The following is a 20,315-nucleotide window of genomic DNA, read 5'->3' on the forward strand; positions in this document are numbered from 1 at the left end:
GTACACAGCCTCCCAGGGCGGAAAGTTCGTCGGCAGCATGCGCCATGCGGCCCCCGCGCGTGCCAGCCAACGCAGCGCGTTGAACAGCTCTCGCAATTCATATCGCCTCTGCGGCGCGTCTTGGTTCATCAACGTCAAATACGGCGCCGCGAAGCTCCATTCTTCGTCACTCACGTCGCTCGGATACGGTCTGCGTTTCTCCATCACGCTTCGACTGCAGCACCGACGGAAAGTGCATAACACGCTCTAAGGCTGAGGGCGCTTGCCGCGCTCGCCTTGATAGCGATAGCCGTCAGTGCCGGGTGGACAGGCACAAATGCGCTGATCGGCAAGAACATTCGCCGTATCGCCAACGCCGCAGCGCGCATGCGAGGGCGCGATTTTCACACGCGAGTCGCCCATGAGGTTTCGGGTAGCGAGTTCCAGCTGATAGCCGTGCAACTCGATGAGATGGCGAAGGAGTTGGAGCAGCGGGAGCGCGAGTGGATGTCCTCGATCCAGAGGCAGTCTCATCAAGTGGATCTCTTGCGGCGGATCGCGCAAACCGAACCGCTTGAAGGCATTCTTCGCTCCATATGCGAATTCGCCGAAGAGCAGGTGCCCGGCGCGCAGGCATCGCTGCTGCTCGTCGACGAAGATCGTTGCGTCACAAGCTGCATCGCCCCCAAGCTTCCCAAGTCCTATTGCGACAGCCTCATTGGTATTCGGGCAGTCAGCGGCGCGGGCTCTTGCGGCACGGCCATTGCGGAGCGCAGAGTCATTGTTTCGGAGGACATCGAAAGCGACCCTCTGTGGGTGGATTTTCGGACGCTTGCAACGTCACATGGCCTGCGCGCGTGTTGGTCGTATCCGGTCATTTCTACCGGAGATCGAGTCTTTGGTTCGTTTGCGCTCTATTTCAATGAGCAAAGAGCGCCACGGCCGGACGAACTTCCTGTCAGTCGAATGGCGGCGGAAGTCGCTGCAGTCGCGATCGACCGATACCAGACTGGTGAGGCGCTTGCCCAGTCCGAGGCTGAATACCGCTCACTTTTCGAGACGAATCCGTATCCGATGTGGGTGTCGGAAAGCGCGAGCGGAAAGTTTTTGGCAGTCAACGATAGTGCGATCAAACACTACGGATTCTCCCGTGAGACTTTCCTGGCGATGCGGGCGAACGATCTGGACGCACCGGAGCAGCACTCCCAGAAGAGCGAACCATCGACGGAAAGCGGCGGTGAGCGGCCGACCGTGACGAGCGGCGTCAAGCTGCATCGTGATGCTCGCGGGGATACACTTGAAGTGGAACTTGCATACTTTCCGCTTCGCTTTCAGGGACGGAACGCGACACTTGCGCTCATTTCCGATGTCACCTACCGGAGCGCGCTGACGCACACCATTCGTGAGCAGAAGGAGTTCTTTTCACTGCTCATGGGTTCGACGGTGGAAGCGATCTGCGGATTGGACCAGAACGGGTGTTGTACCTTCGCGAATGCTGCCTGCGAACGGCTGCTTGGCTACTCCGCTCAGGAGCTCGCGGGTAAGCCAATGCACGCGCTGATACACCACACGCACGAAGACGGCTCCCCGTATGAACTGGCCGCATGCCAGATTCAGAACAGCATTGCGTCAGGGGCGCACGTTCATGTGGACAATGAGGTGTTCTGGAGAAGCGACGGCACGTCACTGCCGGTCGAGTATTGGGCCTATCCCATTGTGCGGGACGGTCAGATGGCCGGCTCGATCGTTACCTTCATCGAGACGAGCGAGCGCCGCAGGCAGCAGGACGAGTTGCGCCGCCGCGCGACGTTCGATGACTTGACCGGGCTTCTGAATCGCCCAAGTTTCGTCACGGCTCTCGAAACCCGACTGCAGCAGGCAGACGCCAGCGAGCGCCATCCCGTCGTCGCCATCCTGGATCTTGATGGATTCAAGGAGATCAACGACTCACTCGGGCATGCCACGGGCGATCAACTTCTTCGGGGCGTGGCTGAACGACTTACTGATCAGTTGGGTCCCCACGCTGACGTTGGCCGTCTGGGTGGAGACGAGTTCGCTTTCGTCGTGGACGAGAGCTATGGTCCGCCAATCGCTACGCGCATCGAGGCGGTGATGGAGTCGATTCGTCGACCGTTCAGCATCGCTGGGCTCGACCTCGCAATCAACGGAAGCGTAGGGGCCGCGCGATATCCGGGAGCGGGTCTTGACGTGGATACCCTCCTTCGCAGTGCTGATGTCGCAATGTATGTAGCAAAGAGGGAGGGACACGGGTTCACCTTCACCGATAGGGTCGATGCCGGAACTCCACGCCCCTTTCTGCTGAGTGAATTGCGCAGGGCGCTGCAGGAGGACGAGTTCATCTTGCATTTCCAGCCCACAATTCCCCTCCAGGGGCTACCTCACTTCGGTTTCGAGGCGCTCATTCGGTGGAACCATCCACGGCTCGGGATCGTGGGTCCGGGCGAGTTCATGCCGATGGTTGAAGTCAGCGATCTGATTCACCCGCTCACAGAGTGGGTCATCGCCTCTGCCGTATCGCGTTTCAAAACCATCATCGAATCATGGCCCAACGCGTTCGTTGCAGTGAACGTCTCGATGCGCAATTTGATCAACCAGAAATTCACTTCGAGCGTTCAGTATCTGGTCGAGCAGAATCGATTTCCGGTGAACTGTCTCAAGATCGAAGTCACGGAAAGTGCAGTCATGGCAGACCCCGACCGTACGCTGAGAGCCCTGAATGAACTTCATGGCCTTGGTGTTCGGATCGCGGTCGACGATTTTGGTACGGGGTATTCCTCTCTCGCCTACCTGCAGAAGCTGCCGGTGGATGACCTGAAGATTGATCGCTCCTTCGTGAGTGGTCTCTCTGGGAGCCAGCCATCAAAGGCGATCGTGCACTCGATCATTTCGCTGGCGCACAGTCTGGGCCTGTCGGTGACGGCGGAAGGTATTGAGTCGGAAGCAGACATGCGGATTCTTCGCGCCGCCGGCTGCGATTTTGGGCAGGGATACTACATCGGCCATCCGATGCCATTCGATGCAGTGCATGACTGGTTGAAGTCGCGCAGCTTTGTATAGCAGTAGCCAGGCAATCACTGGAGCAGGACCATCTCAGTTGCTGGTCGCCCGGCAGCACTGCTCACGCTCACGAAAGATATTTGGCCCACATACGCGCATGACGGTTATCGTCGGGTGGGTAGATCTTGCTGAGGAATGGCTGTAAATGCATTGGCAAACCCATTTGCTGTTGCTGGTGTCGGAGGAATCGGGTTGCCGACGCTGCCGCGCCGCATTGGGCTCGAGCGGCAGATCAGCCCGGTCCTACGCTCGCGCGAACCGAGCGTGCGGCAGTCGCTCATTCTGAAGACCCTGCCAGCAATGACAACGCGCAGGTCTTTGCCGCGCGTCGCGAATCGAAAAACAACTTTCAATGATCACGCGCTGTGTCGGTCGGCCTCGGAGCGCGTGACTAAAATATGGCGTTAGACGGTTTGATTGACAGCGGCAGGCGCGCGCTGAGCGTGGCGCATCGGGTCGTTACGCCTCTTGGGGTTCTGCCCGCGCCCTTGAGCAGGCGGTTCTGTGGCGATATGACGGTGGCGGGTAACGCGTTCAGCAGTCCGTCTGCGCTGACCGCAAGAGCGGAGCATCTCGTCGCTATAGGGGACGCGAGTCACGTTGCGGCGACTGCAGATCGCTTGTCGGTGCGGCGCCAAGCGACTGAAGCTTTCGGTAGATGCGATTGCGCGAAACACCCAGTGCGCGTGCGGCGGCTGACACGTTGCCGCCGTTCGATTTGAGCACCTGCCGGATGAGCGAGGACTCCAGTAGATCCAACGTCGCCTGGTCTGCCGATACCGGCAGCATGTCGTGTGCCGGTGGCTCCTGTGCCGGTTGCTCCCGATGACGTACATCTTCCAGGAAATCGTCTGGCAGATCATCCAACTGGATCTCATCGCCCTCGGCCATGACCATTGCCGAACGCACGAGATTGACCAGTTGGCGTATGTTCCCCGGCCAGTCGTATGTCTTCAACAGGCGCAGGACTTCGGGGGCAACCCGGAAGCGCTGACCACCGTGCTCACCAACCAGGAGGCGATTGAGCACCGCCTCGAAGTCACGCCGCTGCCGCAAGGGCGGGAGCTTGACCAATAGTCCGTTCAATCGGTAGTACAGATCGTCGCGGAACGTACCCCGGGCGATCATGTCGCGCAGATTGCGATGGGTTGCGCAAACCAATGCGACATTGACTGGAATCGCCTTGGCGCTGCCCAGGGGGGTGACGATGCGCTCTTGCAGCACACGCAGCAATCGCGCCTGCAGCGTCAGCGGCATATCGCCGATCTCGTCGAGGAACAGCGTTCCGCCATTTGCCTGCAGGATCTTGCCAAGGCTGCCGCGCCGGCGGGCTCCGGTGAACGCGCCCTCCTCGTACCCGAAGAGCTCTGATTCGATCAAGGTCTCCGGAATCGACGCACAGTTGACGGCAACAAACGGGCCTGCGCAGCGGGGTGAATCCTCGTGGATAGCCTGGGCCAGGAGCTCTTTGCCGGTACCGGTCTCGCCGATGATGAGGGTCGGGATATCGCGGCCGTTGAATTTTTTGAGCTTGCTGATCACTCTTGCGATTTCCGGGTCTCCGGTGTCCAACTGGCCCAGACCTGAGGTGGCCCGAGCCCGGACCGGGCTCGCAGTGCCGGCACGCGACTCGGCCTCCTGTCCCACCTTGTCTGCAGACAGCGGTCGTAGCAGCGATCCGCAATCGGTGCGTTGACGGATCGAGACCTTGGCATACAGGCTGATACCATTGGCAGCATGCACTCGCAGCGGATCTGGCGTTGCCGAACGATAGTGATCAAACAGCGCGGGCACGCTGAGCCCAAGGAGCGATTCCAGCGTGTGCCCGGCCAACGCCGACGGGGTCAGCCCGAGTTGGAACAGGGCACTTCGATTGACCGCGCGATATCGCCCATCCAGCCCAAAAGACAGCATCCCCTCCATGAGCGTGCCGATCAATTCGGGTCGGCTGTGCAAGTGCAGCGTGATGCAGTCGGGATTGGCCGCAGCGAACAGCTGATTTTCAATCTGTAGCGCTGACATCCGGACCAGCGCCATGGTGTGTGCCGGAAAATTTCCCGGATCTCCGCTGACGTTGAGCACACCCGTGACCTTTCCGGATGCGTCAAAAAGAGGGACCGCAGAGCAGTTGAGGACATGGTTGACGCCAAGATAATGCTCATTGGCGCTGACCTGGACGGGCGCCCCTTCTACAAGTGCCGTACCGATGCCATTGGTACCGCGCAGGCGCTCGGACCACGTCACCCCCAGCGACAAGGCCACGCGGTCGGCCTTCTCCAGGAAGTCCTTGTCGCCCTGCGCGTGGAGGATCACGCCTTGGGCATCAGTGAGCAGCACGATGTTGTGGTGATGACTGATCTGCTCGTAAAGGGTTTCCATGACGGGCAAAGCGTACGCATACAGCGTACGGTTCTGCTCGATTGCGAGCGACAGCGCCGCCTTGCTCAGCGCGCTGAAGTCGGGGTTGTCCGTGACTTGAAGGCCGTAGGTGGTGGAGCGTCGATGAGACTGTTCGATGACGGCGGCATGCTGCCGTTGCCACGATGTACCGCTAAGGGGGGTATCGAGCAGGTTCCAGGCGCTTGAGACCTGGCTCACGCGCGCATCATTGGTCGGAGCAGGGTCGCTGGGGGCGCCAGGCATCTATGTCTCCTATTGTGCGTCTGATCGCGCGCACTGATGGTCGGGTTGCTCCCGCTTGGATGGGCGGGTCGCACCCTTCTTGTAGGGCGTTTGCTTCGTATATTACAGGGCGGCAAACGGGCGTGCCAAACCCTGCGCACGAAATCTCGCACCCGTATATCGCTGTTTCGTTGCAGAACAACTGGATCGAAACGAATCAGCCTGTTCCGTTACGGATCAGCGCTGAACATCCCATTGCAGTGGCGCTGCTACGCAGTACGAGATGTCGTTGCTCGCGGCCAACAGGCATCAGTACAGGCGCTGCGGGACGTGAGCGTTCGCGCCATGGACGGTGATGCGGTCGGATCCAGGTGATGGCATGGTGTTTGCGATTAGTGGCGCGGCTGTCGTGAGGCATCACAAAAGCCGCATGAACGTCACAATTCAAAAATCGAAATAGGAGACAACCATGGCATGGCAAAAACCCGAAGCGACCGATCTGCGTTTTGGCTTTGAAATCACGATGTACATCGCCAACCGCTGATTGCGGGTCGACTACACGAGCGTTGGGCGTCATGTTCGCAACTGCGCGATACGACCTTTGTGTCAGATCGGACGCAGGCTGCGAACGGGCGCCGCTTTTCTTCTAGACCTTCCCAATTACCGCAGAAGTACAAGCGCAGCCGCTCGGCGGACTGTGTGGGGATGTCTTTTTCCAAAAATCCATGAGGAGACAAACATGACAAGCAAGCTTGCAGCCAGACTCGCGTTGCTTTGCGCGGCAGTATCCTGCAGCGTTGCCGCACAGGCCCAGGACAACATGCAGAAACTGGAGGGGTTCAAGAGCACAGGGGCATCGTTGAACATCGAGACGGTGCCGCAGGGCGGGGCACGCGCAGCGGCGCTCAAGGCCAATCTCAAGCAGGTCAAGCTGCCGCCTGGCTTCAAGATCGATCTGTATGCGATCGTGCCGGACGCGCGTCACATGGCAGTTGGCCCCAATACGGGCGTGGTTTTCGTCGGTACGCGCAAGACTCGCGTGTGGGCCGTCTCCGACCGCACCAAGAGCCGTGTCGCCGATGAGGTGAAGGTGTTCGCACCGTCTGTCAGTTTCAAGATTCCGAATGGCTTGTGCTTTTCGCCGGACGGTGTGCTTTATGTCGCCGAACAGAATCGCGTACTGGCATTCCCGGCAGCCGATTTTTTCTATGAGAGTCCTGATGTTGCCACGGCACCTGTCGTGCCCCAGGGGGAACTGATCCCGGTTGAAGAAGAGAGCTTCAACCACACCGCCCGGACCTGTCGGATCGGCCCGGACGACAAGCTCTACATCACACTGGGTAACCCGTTCAATGTGCCCCCCAAGGAAAAGGTTGCCCTGTATGACAAGGTCGGGATGATGGGCATTATCCGGATGGACCGCGACGGCAAGCACCGCGAGGTATTCGCCCGTGGCGTGCGCAATTCGGTCGGGATGGACTTCAACCCCAAGGACAAGACCTTGTGGTTCACCGACAACCAGGTCGACGGAATGGGTGACGATATTCCGCCGGGCGAGCTCAACCGCGCCACGAAGGCTGGTGAGAACTTCGGTTTCCCCTGGTACGGCGGTGGGCATATCCGCACCGTCGAATACAAGAGCGAAACGCCGCCGTCCGGTGTGGTTTTCCCGCAGGTTGAAATGGCGGCACACGCTGCGGACCTGGGCATGACGTTCTATAAGGGCAAGATGTTCCCGGCCAAGTATCAAGGCGGCGTGTTCAGCGCTCAACACGGCTCGTGGAACCGCACAACGCCGGTCGGCGCGCGCATCATGTACACGCCGGTCAAGGCCGACGGAACCGCTGGCAAGACCGAAGTCTTCGCTGAAGGGTGGTTGACGTCGAATAACGAGTACCTTGGGCGACCGGTAGACGTGGCGACGCTGCCCGACGGCTCACTGCTGATCTCCGACGACTACGCCGGTGCAATCTACAGGGTGTCGTATGCGGCGGAGTAAGGGGCTGCTCGGTCTTGGCGCAGCGCTGATGCTGGCAGCAGCCCCGGCGATTGCGGCGGGCAGCGGTGCGCCTGCCAAGGCCACACAATGCTTCGCCTGTCACGGCGCGGATGGTTTGTCGAAGGCACCCGACGCACCTAATCTCGCTGGCCAGAACGAGCAGTATCTTGTCAAGGCACTGCAGGACTTTCGCTCCGGCGCGCGGGCGCACGAAGTGATGTCAATGATGGCCAAGGGATTGTCCGACCAGGACATTCAGGCGGTCTCTGCATACTTCAGTGCAATCGCGATCAGCGTGAAAGCACCGTAGTCTTGCCGGCGGGCGCCAAGCTTCGGCGCGGCGTCCGCTGGCCAGGTTTCTCAAGCGGGCATTGCGCGCGGCGCTTTGCCCGGTTTCGTCATGACGCTCATGAGAATCATCGTGCTTGGCGCCTCGGCCGGAGGCGGTTTCCCGCAGTGGAATTGCAACTGCCGCAATTGCGCGGGTTATCGCGCGGGTACGGTTCGTGCGCTGGCGCGCACGCAATCGTCCATTGCCGTTTCGACCAACGGTTTGGACTGGCTTCTGATCAATGCGTCGCCTGACATTCTGACCCAGATTCGTGCCACGCCAGCGCTGCAGCCCGGGCGGGCGACGCGCGACACAGGCATCGCCGCAGTGCTGCTCATGGATGCGCAGGTCGACCATGTCACCGGCCTGATGATGCTGCGCGAAGGCGGGCGGCTGCGTGTGCATTGCACAGCTTCGGTCTGGGAGGACCTGACCGAACGTTTGCCCCTGACGCGGGTGCTGGCGCACTATTGCGGTACGGATTGGCAGCCGATCACGCTCGACACCGAGGCAGGACTGCAACGACCTTTTGAGGTGGCGGGTATCCATCATCTGCGCATCACGCCGTTTCCACTCAGCAGTAAGGCGCCCCCTTACTCGCCGCGCCGGCTCGAGCCCGATCCGGGCGACAACATCGGCATTTTGCTGGAGGACACGCATACCGGGCGCAAGACTTTCTACGCTCCTGGCCTTGGTGTCATCGAGCCGCACATTGCAACTGCCATGGCTGGTGCGGACTGCGTGCTGGTGGACGGAACCTTCTGGACCGAGGATGAAATGGTGCGCTCGGGCTTGTCGAGCAAGCTGGCCCACGAAATGGGCCACCTGCCGCTCTCCGGCGACGCCGGCATGCTTGCATTTCTGAACACGCTGGATGCGCGCCGCAAGATCGTCATCCACATCAATAACAGCAACCCGATTCTCGACGATGATTCCGCCGAACGCGCAGAGCTGACTCGATACGGCGTCGAGGTCGCATACGACGGGATGGAGATCGAACTTTGAGCCGAACCAACGCAAGCCCCGACGCTGCATGGCCGCCTGAGGAGTTCGAGGTGCAGTTGCGCGCAAAGGGCGCTGGCTACCACATCCATCATCCGTTCAACGTGCGCATGAACAATGGTGAACTGACGCCCGACCAGGTTCGGGGCTGGATCGCCAACCGTTTTTATTACCAGGTCAACATCCCTCGCAAGGATGGCGCCATCATCGCCAATTGCCCGGATCGCGAAACCCGCCGGCTTTGGGTGCAGAGAATTCTCGATCATGATGGGAATGCTGATAGCCCTGGCGGTATCGAGGCCTGGGTGCGGCTGGGTGAGGCTGCAGGCATACCTGAGCAAGACCTCTGGTCGCTCAAGCATGTAGTGCCGGGTGTACGCTTTGCCGTCGACGCTTACGTGAATTTTGCACGGAGCGTGCCGTGGCAAGAGGCGGTGTGCTCATCGCTGACCGAAATGTTTGCGCCAAAGATTCACCGCGACCGGCTAGCCAACTGGCCGCAACATTATCCGTGGATCGAAGCCGGTGGTCTGCACTACTTCCGCAGCCGGATCACGCTCGCACAGCGCGATGTCGAACATGGCCTGAAGGTGACACTGGCACACTTCACGACACGTGCGCAGCAAGAGCGCGCCCTCGACATCCTGCAATTCAAACTTGATGTCCTCTGGTCGATGCTTGACGCGATTGAGCGCGCGTATCCCACTCGCTGAGCACGCCACAATGACGATCCCCAAGAAACCCCGCGTTGCCAAAATGTTTCGCCTGCAATGGGAGCCAGCCCAGCAAGCTCACGTACTGCTTTATCCGGAAGGCATGGTCAAGCTCAACCAGAGCGCAGCGGAAATCCTCAAACGCTGTGATGGCTCGCGCGACCTGTCCACGCTCGTGAGTGAGCTCGAGCAGGCGTTCGGCTCGACGGGACTCCAGCAGGACGTGGAAGATTTCCTGCAAGCAGCCGCAGACCAAGGGTGGATCCAATGACCGACGTGCAAACCTTGCCTGTTGACGGCGCGGCTGTGTCGCCCCCGCTTTGGCTGCTTGCGGAGTTGACGCATCGTTGCCCGCTTCACTGCGTGTTTTGCTACAACCCGGTTGACTTCGCCCGCCGGCGCGACGAGCTCAGCACCGCACAATGGATCGACGTACTGCGCCAGGCGCGCCAGTTGGGCGCGGCTCAGTTGGGCTTTTCGGGGGGGGAGCCACTGCTGCGTGACGACCTTGAGGAACTCGTCGCCGAAGGGCGGCAACTGGGCTTCTACACCAACCTGATTACCTCGGGTATCGGATTGACCGAGGCCCGGCTGGCCCGTCTCAAGGCAGCTGGACTCGACCACATTCAGCTTTCTTTCCAGGACTCCACGCGCGAGATGAACGACTTTCTGTCGAACACGCGCACGTTCGATCTGAAATCACGCATTGCTTTGTTGATCAAGCAATACGACTATCCGATGGTGCTGAACGTAGTACTGCACCGCCATAACCTCGATCATGTCGAGCGCATCATCGAGATGGCGGTAGCAATGGGCGTCGAGTATCTCGAACTTGCCAATACTCAGTACTACGGGTGGGGGCTGATCAACCGGGCGCAGCTGATGCCCACGCGGGAGCAATTGCAGCGTGCCGAGGCGGTGGTGAATGCATACCGTGGGAAGCTCGGCAACCGGCTGCGCATCCTGTTCGTGGTGCCGGACTACTTCGAGTCCCGCCCCAAGGCTTGCATGAGCGGCTGGGGAGCGGTGTTCCTGGCTGTTACGCCAGATGGTACCGCCTTGCCATGCCATGCGGCGCAGACCATTCCTGGCTTGCGCTTTCCTAATGTCGCAGATATGCCGCTTGCTGAAATCTGGAATCAAAGCGAGGCGTTCAACCACTTCCGTGGTGATGCCTGGATGCAGGAGCCCTGTCGCTCCTGCCCGGAAAAGCATAAGGATTTCGGTGGCTGTCGCTGCCAGGCACTTGCGCTCACAGGCGATGCGGCACAGGCTGATCCTGTGTGCGATAAGTCGCCCCATCACAGCCGGGTGCAAGAGATCGTGCTGCATGCCCGGCACACGCAGCAAAGCGCCGTGACGGGCGAGCACCCCTTGATATTTCGCAGCGATGCCAACTCGCTGCGCCTGTCGAGTGCTCCCAAGTGATCACCCGGGACCGGGCACATTTAGGCGTTTTTCATCGAGCGCGCTCAACCCCATAGGACGAAGCGGAGTTGTTTTTCCAGCCTTCCCGCTGCAGCATCACGTGCACACGGCGATAGCCGTAATGGACGCGCGTTCCCGCAATCTCTTTGATGCACGCAAGCAGTGCCGACGAGTCGCGAGCAACCGACCGATACGCGTATAGCGAGCATGACATGTGGAACAACGCGCAAGCCTTGGTCAGGCTCACGCAATAGCGGTCAACATCACCCACTGGCGGCACCCGCCAACTGGAAGCAAAACACCGCACCCTTTCCGGGCTGCGGCACCAGCCGGATTTCGCTGCCATGCAGCTGCAGGATTCGCTGCACGATCATCAGCCCGAGCCCACCGCTGCGTGAGCCATCGCTGCGGGCACCGCTCATGAACACTGGACGCACGAAGAGTCCCTTCTGAAGTTCACCTGGGATACCCGGCCCGGTGTCGCTAACCTGGACCGCGACCCCAGTATTCGTTGGACGCAACTGCACCTCGATCGCGCCGCCTACTGGCGTATGGTGGATGGCGTTGTCGAGCAGGTTTGTTAACACGCGCTCGATCATGCCCAAGTCGGCCGACACGATGGGCAGACCGGGCGCAATGTCTGGCTTGAGTTGTTGCTGACGCGCCCCTGCTGCCAACTCGAACTTCTGAAACACGTCTTGTACCAGGTCGGCCAACGCGAAATTTTCCTTTTCTGGCTTAACCACGCCGTACTCAAGCCGTGCTAGCTCAAATAGCTCCTGTGCGAGCCGGCCAACCTTGCGGCTCTGACCGAGCGCAATGTCGAGGTAGCGGCGGCGCTCTTCGTCGTCGAGGATACCGGCCTTCAGTCGGAGCGTTTCCAGGTAGCCGTGTAGTGAAGTCAGGGGCGTGCGCAGGTCATGCGAGATATTGGCGACGAGTTCGCGGCGCTGCTGGTCCTGCAGCGTCAGCTCTCGCCACTGCTCAGCAATGCGCCGCGTCATCTGCACGAAGGCCTGGCTCAGTGTCGCTATTTCTCCGCCACCGCGCGCAATGCGCTCCAGCGTCGCCGTTTGGCTTTCGAGCGATCCGATTCCTTCGGATTCGAAGCGTCGGACTACAGCCGTCAGCTCGCGCAGAGGCCGCGTGATGAGCCAGAACGCCACCGTGCCCGCTACAAGCCCGAGAAGAGCCACCAGCCCCATGGACCACAGCGTTGTCCGCAAAACGTTGTCAGCCGCCACGTGCGCGGCAACGGCGTCGTGGTCCTCGCCCTGCAGCACCACGTAGACGTAACCTGCGTCTCGGCCATCAACGCGCATCGGCGCGGCGCTAAAAACTTTGGGCGTTTGCAAGTTGCGTGGATCGTCACCGAGGACCGGCATCGTCGCACCAGCGAGCAGTCTGCGCACCGGTGCGAGGTCGACGCGGTCGCGCTTGAGGTGGCCGGGGGGCGCCGCTTGCGCCGCAATGTGGCCGTCAGGCGAGAGCAGGTAGACCTCTACGCTAGGATTCACCGCCATCAGTTTGTCGAACAGATCTTTCACCGCGACAGGGTTTAGTCCTTCCGGTCGCATCAGTTCGGCATTCTCCGCGATGTGTGCGGCCAACCCGCTCGACAAGCGTTGGATCACCTCCTGCTCGTGACGTCCGTTCGAGCGCAATTGCAGCCAAGCCGAAGTGCCGCAGCACACCAGCAACAGCACAGCGAATACCAGCGAGAGCCGTCGAGATAGCACTGCCTCCCCTCGTCCACTCATGCTGCGTCCTCCTTGCCGTCTGCCCCGATAGAGAGCTTGTAGCCGCGCCCCCAGACGGTGAGTATGCGCCGCGGCTGCGCCGGGTCGACCTCGACCTTGGCTCGCAGCCGGTTGATGTGAGTGTTAACCGTATGCTCGTAGCCGTCGTGCTGGTAGCCCCAGACTTGATTGAGCAGGTCGAGCCTCGAAAACACTTTGCCCGGATGACGTGCGAAGAAATGAAGTAGGTCGAACTCGCGCGGCGTGAGTTCGATCGGTTTGCCGTCGACGCGCACCTCGCGCGCTAGTGGTTCGATCTCAAGATTGCCTAGTGTGAGGCTACCCGACTCCATGCGCGCGTTACGCGCCAGCGCGTCGGTACGTCGAATCAGTGCCTTCACGCGCGCCACCAGCTCCAACACCGAGAAGGGCTTGGCAAGGTAGTCGTCTGCGCCGAGCTCCAGCCCCAAGATGCGGTGCACCTCGGTCGACCGGGCACTGATGATGATGATTGGCGTGTAGCGGGCCTGCACCCGCGCGCGGCGGCAAATCTCCAGGCCGTCGATGCCAGGCAGCATCAGGTCGAGCACCAGCGCATCCCAGTTGCCCCGTTCCATTTCCCGCTGGCCCGCATGGCCGTCAGCCGCGTGCACCACCGCATAACCCTCGTCCCGGAGGTGCATGCGCAGCAATTCCGCGATGTGTGCGTCATCTTCAACGAGCAGGACGCGTTTGGCAGAGTCCATGGGGCGTGGGGAAAGGGATGTCTAAAGCGTTCTTTAGGACTGATTGTCCCGCGATCTGACCGGCGCAGTTATCACAATTAATTGAACTTTGCGTGATGAATCGGTCAGGGGGAGCGCCCAAGAATACGTTCCATGAAACGCGACGCCCACCTCTCTATGCCCACCAGCATCGACACCAGTCCGGTGCATCCGTTGTGGATGCGCTGTACGCACTGGTTCAATGCCTTGGCAGTGATGGTGTTGGTGCTGAGTGGTTGGCGCATCTACAACGCTGCACCGTTCTTTCCATTCACTATCCCAGCCTCCGCTACTTTGGGCGGATGGCTGGGAGGGGCGCTTCAGTGGCACTTCGCAGCGATGTGGTTGCTGGTGGTCAACGGCTTGGTCTACCTAGTCATGAATGTCGCCAGCGGCCGACTGGCCCGCAAATTTTTCCCAGTCACGCCGGCGGGTGTGCGGTGTGACATGGTCGCAGCGCTCAAGGGAAGGCTCTCGCATGCCGACCCGCGCCACTACAACAACGTGCAGCGGCTCGCCTATCTGTTGGTGATATTGGACATCGTGCTGTTGGTGCTTTCGGGCTTGGTACTGTGGAAGTCGGTGCAGTTCGCGACCCTGCGAGAGCTACTTGGTGGCTACGAGGTAGCTCGCCGCATCCACTTCTGCGCGATGGCCGGCGCTGTGGCGTTCGTGGTGGTGCACCTTGTGATGGTAGCTCTGGTGCCACGCACCCTGCTGACGATGTTAGGCGGCCGCGTGGCTGGCACCCCCTCCCCGATCCAGGACCGGTCGTCGCACGACGCCTGATTCGTCCCATGAAGATATTCAAAGCTCCCAGATTCGACGGCATTGATGGTGACGCTGTGCTCATCGAGGCACGCCGGCAGATTGCCCGTCACGTCAACCTGCCCGCGCGTCGTGCTTTCCTGCAGCGCTCGCTCACGCTGGGCGGCCTGTCGCTGCTGACCGGCTGCAGCATCTCTGACAACGAGCAGGTCGAGGCGGCTCTCTCGCGTATCTCACGCTTCAACGACAAGGTTCAGGGCCTGATCTTTGACCCGAACCAACTGGCCCCCACGTACCCTGACTCGATGATCACGCGCCCCTTTCCGTTCAATGCCTACTACGGCGAGGATGAGGTGCGCCAGGTTGATGAGCAGGCATGGCGGCTTGAGGTTACCGGTCTTGTCTCCGACCGACGTCAATGGAATCTAGCCGACCTGCGTGCGATGCAACAGTACGACCAAGTGACACGCCATATCTGCGTGGAGGGCTGGAGTGCGATCGGTAAGTGGGGAGGCGTGCGCTTTGGTGACTTTCTACGCCGAGTTGGCGCCGACTTGAGCGCCAAATACGTCGGTTTCAAGTGCGCTGACGACTACCACACCAGCATCGACATGGCGACCGCGCTACATCCTCAGACACTCATGGCCATAACCTATGACGGCGCGCCGTTACCTCCGAAGTATGGCTTCCCGATGAAGCTGCGAATGCCCACCAAGCTGGGCTACAAGAATCCGAAGCATATTCAGGCCATTTTTGTGACCAATACCTATCCCGGTGGCTACTGGGAAGACCAGGGCTACAACTGGTTCGGCGGGAGTTGAGCCCCACGTCCGCTCCCCGGACTGTGGCTTGGCTGCCAATGAAAGCGAGAGGCCGTGTTCACAAGGACCGCGCCATATCTATAGGCAACGCAAGCATCATCACTTACTTAGGAGAATCACATGAACAAGTTCGCTACCACTCTGCTCGCTGTCAGTCTGACCTTCGGCGGTGCCTCGGCCGTTTTCGCTGCGGACGCCATGGGCAAGGATGCGATGTCGAAGGACGCGATGTCGAAGGACGCGATGTCGAAGGACGCGATGTCGAAGGACGCGATGTCGAAGGACGCGATGTCGAAGGATGCGATGTCGAAAGATGCGATGTCGAAAGATGCGATGAAGAAAGACTCGATGAAGAAGGACGCGATGAAGAAGGACGCGATGAAGAAGGACGCGATGAAGAAGGACGCGATGTCGCAGTAAGACTCCTTTGACGCCCCTCCAACTCGAGATAAGGAAAGTCGCACCATGACTCTCTTCATCATTTCGTTCCTTGGAGGGGCGCTGACCGTGCTTGCTCCATGCATCCTGCCGGTCATCCCCTTTGTGTTCGCAAGGGTCGACCAGCCATTCGTCAAAAGTGGGCTTCCTATGCTGGTGGGGATGGCCTCCACTTTTGCAGCGGTCGGAACACTTGGCGCTGCGGCAGGCAGTTGGGCAGTAGAAGCCAACGAGTATGGCCGAATCGCTGCAACCGCGTTGCTAGGGCTCATGGGAGCTGCGATGGTCTTTCCTCGCCTAGCTGAACGTCTCACACGCCCCCTGGTCTCTGTTGGCTTGGATCTGTCCAATGCCGCCAATGCACATACTGCAATGGCCGGGAACTGTGTGCTCCCCTCCTTTATTCGGGGGGTCGCGACGGGGCTTCTATGGGCGCCATGTGCCGGTCCGATACTTGGATTAATTCTTACTGGCGCTGTTCTTCAAGGGCCAAACGTCAAAACCTCTCTGTTGCTGTTAGCGTACGGCGCTGGCGCCGTGAGTTCTCTTGCACTGGTTCTCCTGGCCGGCCACAGGATTTTTGCCGCCATGAAACGCTCCCTCGGCATTGGCGAGTGGTTTCGAAAAGGTCTAGGGATAACAGTGCTTTCTGGCGCGGTCGTAGTCATGACCGGCGTAGACACAGGGTGGCTTGCTCAAGTTTCATCGGGCAGCGTCGAAGCGTCGGTTGAAAAAATGCTGCTCCAACATTTCGCTCCAAGGCAGACCGGGAAAATGCCTATCGTTGACGGGCAACAGCAGGCAAAAAGGAATGCACCCGGAGGTCGTCTCATCCTTGTACAGGCGCAGCAGAATCGACAACCCCTGAATTTGCCAGTTGAGGGGCTTTTTCCACCGTTGACTGGCGCCGTTGACTGGTTGAACTCACCTCCGCTCACGGTTGAGGCGTTGCGCGGCAAGGTGGTGCTGGTGAATTTCTGGACCTTCGGTTGTATCAATTGCCGCAACGTCCTGCCCTATGTGCGCGAATGGGACCGGAAATACAAGGACCAGGGACTTGTTGTCGTGAGTGTTCATGCCCCCGAGTTTGCGTACGAGAAGAACATCGAGAACGTGAAGCGTGCCGCAAGCGAACTTGGCGCGACCTTCCCCATAGCGATCGATAACCGATTTGAGATATGGAAAGCCTTCAACAATAACTACTGGCCGGCCAATTATTTTATTGATTCCCAGGGGCGCATTCGCTTCCATCATTTCGGTGAAGGCGAGTACGAAAAGTCAGAGCGTGTGATTCAGCAACTCCTCAAGGAGGCGCGAGTCGGAGATCGGCCAGTACCCATGACCGAGACCACGCTTGAAACGCTGAACGCTGCTTTGGCCCTCCAACGCGCGGGAGATTTCGTTGCGGCTGGGGTTGGCGCTGGATGACGAGCAGTAGGGGTCAGTCCGGCTCGGTTTAGCAACATGCCTGTATGTACCTGTGGATACCTTCTGCACGAAGGAGCTAATTCGCCCGCTCTTCTGCACCCCACCTCAAGGGCTGAAAAGATGCAACTAACCCCAACATCAAAAGTGACGGACGAAGGCGCCAGTTTACCGCTGCGCGAGTGGACGTGGACTGGTGCGTACAGACAACGAGATTTGATCACCTTGTGTTTGACAGAGTCTGCGGAGTTGTTCGTAGTTTGTTATTAAATCAATGGGTTATTGGAGATTCCACAGTGGGTGGTTCCGCTAACCTTTTTGAATCCGTCTCACCACATAACAAAAACCCGGCAGTCCGCCAAGGACGCCGGGTTTTTGTTGCCTGCAGCGCGCAGACCTGCTGCCGCTCTAGTCACTCTCGCAAGGTTTCTTGAAGACATGCTTCACCCCGCATTTGGTCGCATGCGCCGCGTTTTTCACGCCATGCCCGACTGCTCGTGCGGCGTTGGCTGTGGCGTGCCCGGCTTCCTTTGCCGCATGGCCGGTCTTACGGGCGGCTTCCTTCGTGTCCTGCTTGATGTTCTCCTTGGTCTCGGACAAGTCGGCATGGGCCAGGGGGCTGAGCAGCGCCACCAGCAACGCGGGGATCAACAGCAGACGACCATTCACGGCGGGAATCCTCACAAAACAGGTTCATGCAACGGACGCGTCGAGCACCACGGCGGCGCGACCGGTCAACAGGATGCGTGCGCCACTGCGCACGGTAAAGCGGTACAGCACGTTGATGCCATCGCCGCCGATGCGTTCGGCTTCGACGTCGAGCGGCGTCTCGATTGTGTCGAGGCGCGGTACGTGGGCCTCAATGCTGCGCACACTGGCGAGAAAGCCGGCGCGCGGGCGTGCTTGCGCAGCATCGCACAGAGCGCCGTGGACGGCCATCGCCTGAGCGGCGTATTCGATGCCGCAGACAGCCGCCAATTGACCGTGGGAGCGCAACGGGTTGGCAGTGTCACGATGACTCGTGGCGTTGCAACGGATGTGCGCGTCGTCCCAGGCGACGACGGTGTCGAGCAGGCACATCGTGCCGCTGTGTGGGATACGCGCTGCGATCCAGTTGCGGTCGAGCGGCGGGGTTGGCTGCGCGTTTGACGTCATGGCGTGCCGAAGGTGATGTCGACCTGTACGCGGGTCTCGTGCAGGTACTCGAGCACCACGCGGCCTGCGCGCCGTGCGGCCAACGCTTCTAGCAGCGGCAGCGCGCGGGCTGCGGCGTTGCCGTGCCACAGCGTTTCGAGCCCGGGTTGTGCCAACGCCGTGAGCGGCGCGTCGGTCAGCGCAACGTCAATGCGCGCGAGCGTGCGCGGGCCGGCTTCGGGCGCGAGCACCAGCGCCACTGCAAACGGATCGGGCACGGGGCGCACCGCGTTCAGCGGTTCCGGGTAGTCGCCGTCATACGCGATCACCAGCGCGGGCGTGGCGTCAATCGCGACCTGGCAGAGGCCGTCCAGCAGGCCGGCGGCAAAGCTGCCGTCGTACGCGCACAGCACGTTGGACGGTGCCATCGCGTGCGTGGCGATGCTCCAGTAGCCGGCTGGCGCGTTGTGCACGGAGTTGTGAAAACGCGTAGGTGAGAGCTTGCGGTCGTCCCCCGCCAGGGTTTCACAGATGGCGTTGCAGTTATGGCCGTCGCCGCCGGACGAACTGAAGACCGTGGCCAGCGTAGCGGCATCGCGTCCGCTGGCTGCGACAGCCTCGTGGCCGACTGCCAGGGCGAGCTTGACCACCGGCCCCGTGCGGCGGCGTTCGACCGACGGCAGGCCGGCTGGCGGCGGCAACTCGGTCGGTGCGTGTGCGTAGCGCGCACGGCCGGCAAGCACGTCGGCCGTATGCGGCCAATCCGGCAGACCGGGCCCGAGGATGCCGGCGCTCTCGATGAAGGCGCTGAGTCGGGTCATGACGACAGGCCCAGGTGATCTGCGCGGCCGAAGACCAGGCTGCAATTCGTGCCGCCAAATCCGAAGGCGTTGCTGAGTGCCGTGCGAACGCGGGCGTGGCCGCTCTCCGTCAGATAGTTGGCGATGAGCGCCGGGTCCGGCTGCGTGGTGTTGATGCCGGCAGGCAGAAATTGATGGCGCAGCGCCAGTGCTGTGATCACGGCTTCCAAAGCTCCGGCCGCGCCCAGCGTGTGGCCGGTCGCGCCCTTGGTCGAACTGCACGCCGTGCCGTGGAACAGCGCCTGGATGGCGCGGGACTCCGCTGCGTCATTGCTGGGTGTGCCGGTGCCGTGCAGGTTGATGTAGTCGATGTCCGCCGTGCTCAGGCCGCTGGTAGCGAGCGCTTGCGCCATGGCAGCGCGTGCCCCCAGCCCTTCGGGGTGCGGCGACGACATGTGATGCGCATCGCTCGATTCGCCAATGCCGAGCAGCAGGATGGCATCGTCGTCCAGCGCGTCGTTTGCCTCGGGGGCACGCTCCAGCAGCGCAAAGGCGGCGGCCTCGCCGATGGAGATGCCGTCACGCGCCACGTCGTACGGCCGGCACGGTTGCCGCGACAGCAGCTCCAGCGAGTTGAACCCGTACAGCGCCGTCAGGCACAGCGAATCGACACCACCAACCACCGCCGCATCGATCAGGCCCGCAGCCAACATGCGCCGCGCCGAGGCAAACACCTTGGCCCCCGACGAGCACGCCGACGAGATCGCCGTGGCCGGCCCGCTCAATCCGAAGTACGCGCGCACAAATGCGGCTGGAGAATAGATATTGTGCGTCTGCGCGTAGTGAAAGCTGGCCGGCAGCGCGCCCGTTTGCGGATCGCGCTGCTGGTAGGCGCGTTCGGTTTCGAGAATGCCCGACGTGCTGGTGCCGATGAATACGCCGACGCGTCCGGCGCCGTGGCGTGCCTTGGCGGCTTCAACGCTTTCGGCAAAACCGTCCTGTGTGAGGCCGATCTGGGCGAGCCTGTTGTTGCGGCAATCGAAATCGGCCAGGTCTGCGCGCACGGGCGCGGCATCGGCGCCAGGCACTTCGCCGATCCACGTGTCGAGATCGGCGCGCGGGAAGGTGCACGGCGCGAGGCCGCCCCGTTGCCCGCGCAACGCGTCGAGCGTGGCGTCAAGGCCACGTCCGAGGCAGCTCGTGGCGGTGAAATGCGTGAGCAGGACGGGCTTCACTGGGGGCGATGTCGCGGCAATTGTGGGGTGGGGTGGATT

The 20,315-nt window shown here is 60.9% G+C and carries 20 protein-coding genes; 12 read left to right on the plus strand and 8 right to left on the minus strand.

Annotated features, from left to right (window positions below; translation table 11 throughout):
- On the minus strand, window positions 1–204 hold a 204-nt coding region (locus BEK68_RS07450), incomplete at its 3' end, for a transposase (protein WP_139111347.1).
- A gap of 72 nt (window positions 205–276) precedes the next feature.
- Between BEK68_RS07450 and BEK68_RS07455 the strand changes: the two genes are divergently transcribed.
- The gene (locus tag BEK68_RS07455) at window positions 277–3,057 is read left to right on the plus strand and encodes a sensor domain-containing phosphodiesterase (RefSeq protein WP_249262911.1); all 2,781 of its coding nucleotides are present in this window, start codon (window positions 277–279) and stop codon (window positions 3,055–3,057) included.
- A 579-nt stretch (window positions 3,058–3,636) separates the two neighbouring features.
- On the opposite strand, the gene BEK68_RS07460 is transcribed toward BEK68_RS07455, so the two are convergent.
- Window positions 3,637–5,700: a sigma-54-dependent Fis family transcriptional regulator gene (locus BEK68_RS07460; RefSeq protein ID WP_012434896.1), complete on the minus strand. Its 2,064-nt coding sequence runs from the start codon at window positions 5,698–5,700 to the stop codon at window positions 3,637–3,639.
- Window positions 5,701–6,148: 448 nt separating this feature from the next.
- On the opposite strand from BEK68_RS07460, the gene pqqA reads away from it, so the two are divergent.
- The 7 genes from pqqA to pqqE all read left to right on the plus strand — a co-directional run bounded on the left by pqqA (window position 6,149) and on the right by pqqE (window position 11,152).
- Complete coding sequence (gene pqqA, locus BEK68_RS24765; RefSeq protein WP_009277167.1) at window positions 6,149–6,223, plus strand: pyrroloquinoline quinone precursor peptide PqqA; 75 nt, start codon at window positions 6,149–6,151, stop codon at window positions 6,221–6,223.
- Between the two features lie 195 nt (window positions 6,224–6,418).
- Window positions 6,419–7,678, plus strand: a complete 1,260-nt coding sequence (locus BEK68_RS07465) for a PQQ-dependent sugar dehydrogenase (protein ID WP_004633354.1) — start codon at window positions 6,419–6,421, stop codon at window positions 7,676–7,678.
- A complete protein-coding gene (locus BEK68_RS07470) occupies window positions 7,665–7,988 on the plus strand; it encodes a c-type cytochrome (RefSeq protein ID WP_009239168.1) in 324 nt (107 codons plus the stop codon). Before BEK68_RS07465 ends, BEK68_RS07470 begins: the two co-directional genes overlap by 14 nt.
- Before the next feature lie 99 nt (window positions 7,989–8,087).
- A complete protein-coding gene (pqqB, locus tag BEK68_RS07475) occupies window positions 8,088–9,014 on the plus strand; it encodes a pyrroloquinoline quinone biosynthesis protein PqqB (RefSeq protein WP_065851705.1) in 927 nt (308 codons plus the stop codon).
- Entirely contained in the window at window positions 9,011–9,724 is a 714-nt protein-coding gene (gene pqqC / locus BEK68_RS07480) for a pyrroloquinoline-quinone synthase PqqC (RefSeq protein ID WP_009277166.1), read from the plus strand. Before pqqB ends, pqqC begins: the two co-directional genes overlap by 4 nt.
- A gap of 10 nt (window positions 9,725–9,734) precedes the next feature.
- A complete protein-coding gene (gene pqqD, locus BEK68_RS07485; RefSeq protein ID WP_009239165.1) occupies window positions 9,735–9,995 on the plus strand; it encodes a pyrroloquinoline quinone biosynthesis peptide chaperone PqqD in 261 nt (86 codons plus the stop codon).
- Window positions 9,992–11,152 carry a pyrroloquinoline quinone biosynthesis protein PqqE gene (gene pqqE, locus BEK68_RS07490; RefSeq protein WP_004633348.1) on the plus strand — a complete coding sequence of 387 codons (1,161 nt, stop codon included), beginning with the start codon at window positions 9,992–9,994 and terminating at the stop codon, window positions 11,150–11,152. Before pqqD ends, pqqE begins: the two co-directional genes overlap by 4 nt.
- Before the next feature lie 263 nt (window positions 11,153–11,415).
- On the opposite strand, the gene BEK68_RS07495 is transcribed toward pqqE, so the two are convergent.
- Both BEK68_RS07495 and BEK68_RS07500 read right to left on the minus strand, forming a co-directional pair.
- Window positions 11,416–12,912, minus strand: coding sequence for a sensor histidine kinase (locus BEK68_RS07495; protein ID WP_009239164.1), 1,497 nt, complete (start codon window positions 12,910–12,912; stop codon window positions 11,416–11,418).
- Window positions 12,909–13,637: a response regulator transcription factor gene (locus tag BEK68_RS07500; RefSeq protein WP_004633344.1), complete on the minus strand. Its 729-nt coding sequence runs from the start codon at window positions 13,635–13,637 to the stop codon at window positions 12,909–12,911. Before BEK68_RS07500 ends, BEK68_RS07495 begins: the two co-directional genes overlap by 4 nt.
- Before the next feature lie 132 nt (window positions 13,638–13,769).
- Between BEK68_RS07500 and BEK68_RS07505 the strand changes: the two genes are divergently transcribed.
- The 4 genes from BEK68_RS07505 (at window position 13,770) to BEK68_RS07520 (ending at window position 17,110) form a co-directional block, all read left to right on the plus strand.
- Entirely contained in the window at window positions 13,770–14,444 is a 675-nt protein-coding gene (locus BEK68_RS07505) for a cytochrome b/b6 domain-containing protein (RefSeq protein WP_009239163.1), read from the plus strand.
- A gap of 8 nt (window positions 14,445–14,452) precedes the next feature.
- On the plus strand, window positions 14,453–15,244 hold the full coding sequence (locus BEK68_RS07510) for a molybdopterin-dependent oxidoreductase (protein ID WP_004633340.1): 792 nt from the start codon (window positions 14,453–14,455) through the stop codon (window positions 15,242–15,244).
- Window positions 15,245–15,364: 120 nt separating this feature from the next.
- Entirely contained in the window at window positions 15,365–15,664 is a 300-nt protein-coding gene (locus tag BEK68_RS07515; protein WP_028866796.1) for a pentapeptide MXKDX repeat protein, read from the plus strand.
- A 45-nt stretch (window positions 15,665–15,709) separates the two neighbouring features.
- A complete protein-coding gene (locus BEK68_RS07520; protein ID WP_009239160.1) occupies window positions 15,710–17,110 on the plus strand; it encodes a cytochrome c biogenesis protein DipZ in 1,401 nt (466 codons plus the stop codon).
- 405 nt (window positions 17,111–17,515) lie between these two features.
- Here BEK68_RS07520 and BEK68_RS07525 read toward each other — a convergent pair whose 3' ends face one another.
- From BEK68_RS07525 to BEK68_RS07540, 4 genes are read right to left on the minus strand one after another with little or no spacing between them, the layout of a single operon-like run.
- A complete protein-coding gene (locus BEK68_RS07525) occupies window positions 17,516–17,776 on the minus strand; it encodes a hypothetical protein (protein ID WP_004633335.1) in 261 nt (86 codons plus the stop codon).
- Window positions 17,777–17,800: 24 nt separating this feature from the next.
- Window positions 17,801–18,262: a hotdog family protein gene (locus tag BEK68_RS07530; RefSeq protein ID WP_004633334.1), complete on the minus strand. Its 462-nt coding sequence runs from the start codon at window positions 18,260–18,262 to the stop codon at window positions 17,801–17,803.
- A complete protein-coding gene (locus tag BEK68_RS07535; protein ID WP_009239159.1) occupies window positions 18,259–19,062 on the minus strand; it encodes a beta-ketoacyl synthase chain length factor in 804 nt (267 codons plus the stop codon). The genes BEK68_RS07530 and BEK68_RS07535 overlap by 4 nt, the downstream gene beginning before the upstream one ends.
- Entirely contained in the window at window positions 19,059–20,276 is a 1,218-nt protein-coding gene (locus BEK68_RS07540; protein ID WP_009239158.1) for a beta-ketoacyl-[acyl-carrier-protein] synthase family protein, read from the minus strand. The genes BEK68_RS07535 and BEK68_RS07540 overlap by 4 nt, the downstream gene beginning before the upstream one ends.
- Window positions 20,277–20,315 lie beyond the last annotated feature (39 nt).

Source organism: Ralstonia pickettii, assembly GCF_001699815.1.
Taxonomy (GTDB): domain Bacteria; phylum Pseudomonadota; class Gammaproteobacteria; order Burkholderiales; family Burkholderiaceae; genus Ralstonia; species Ralstonia thomasii.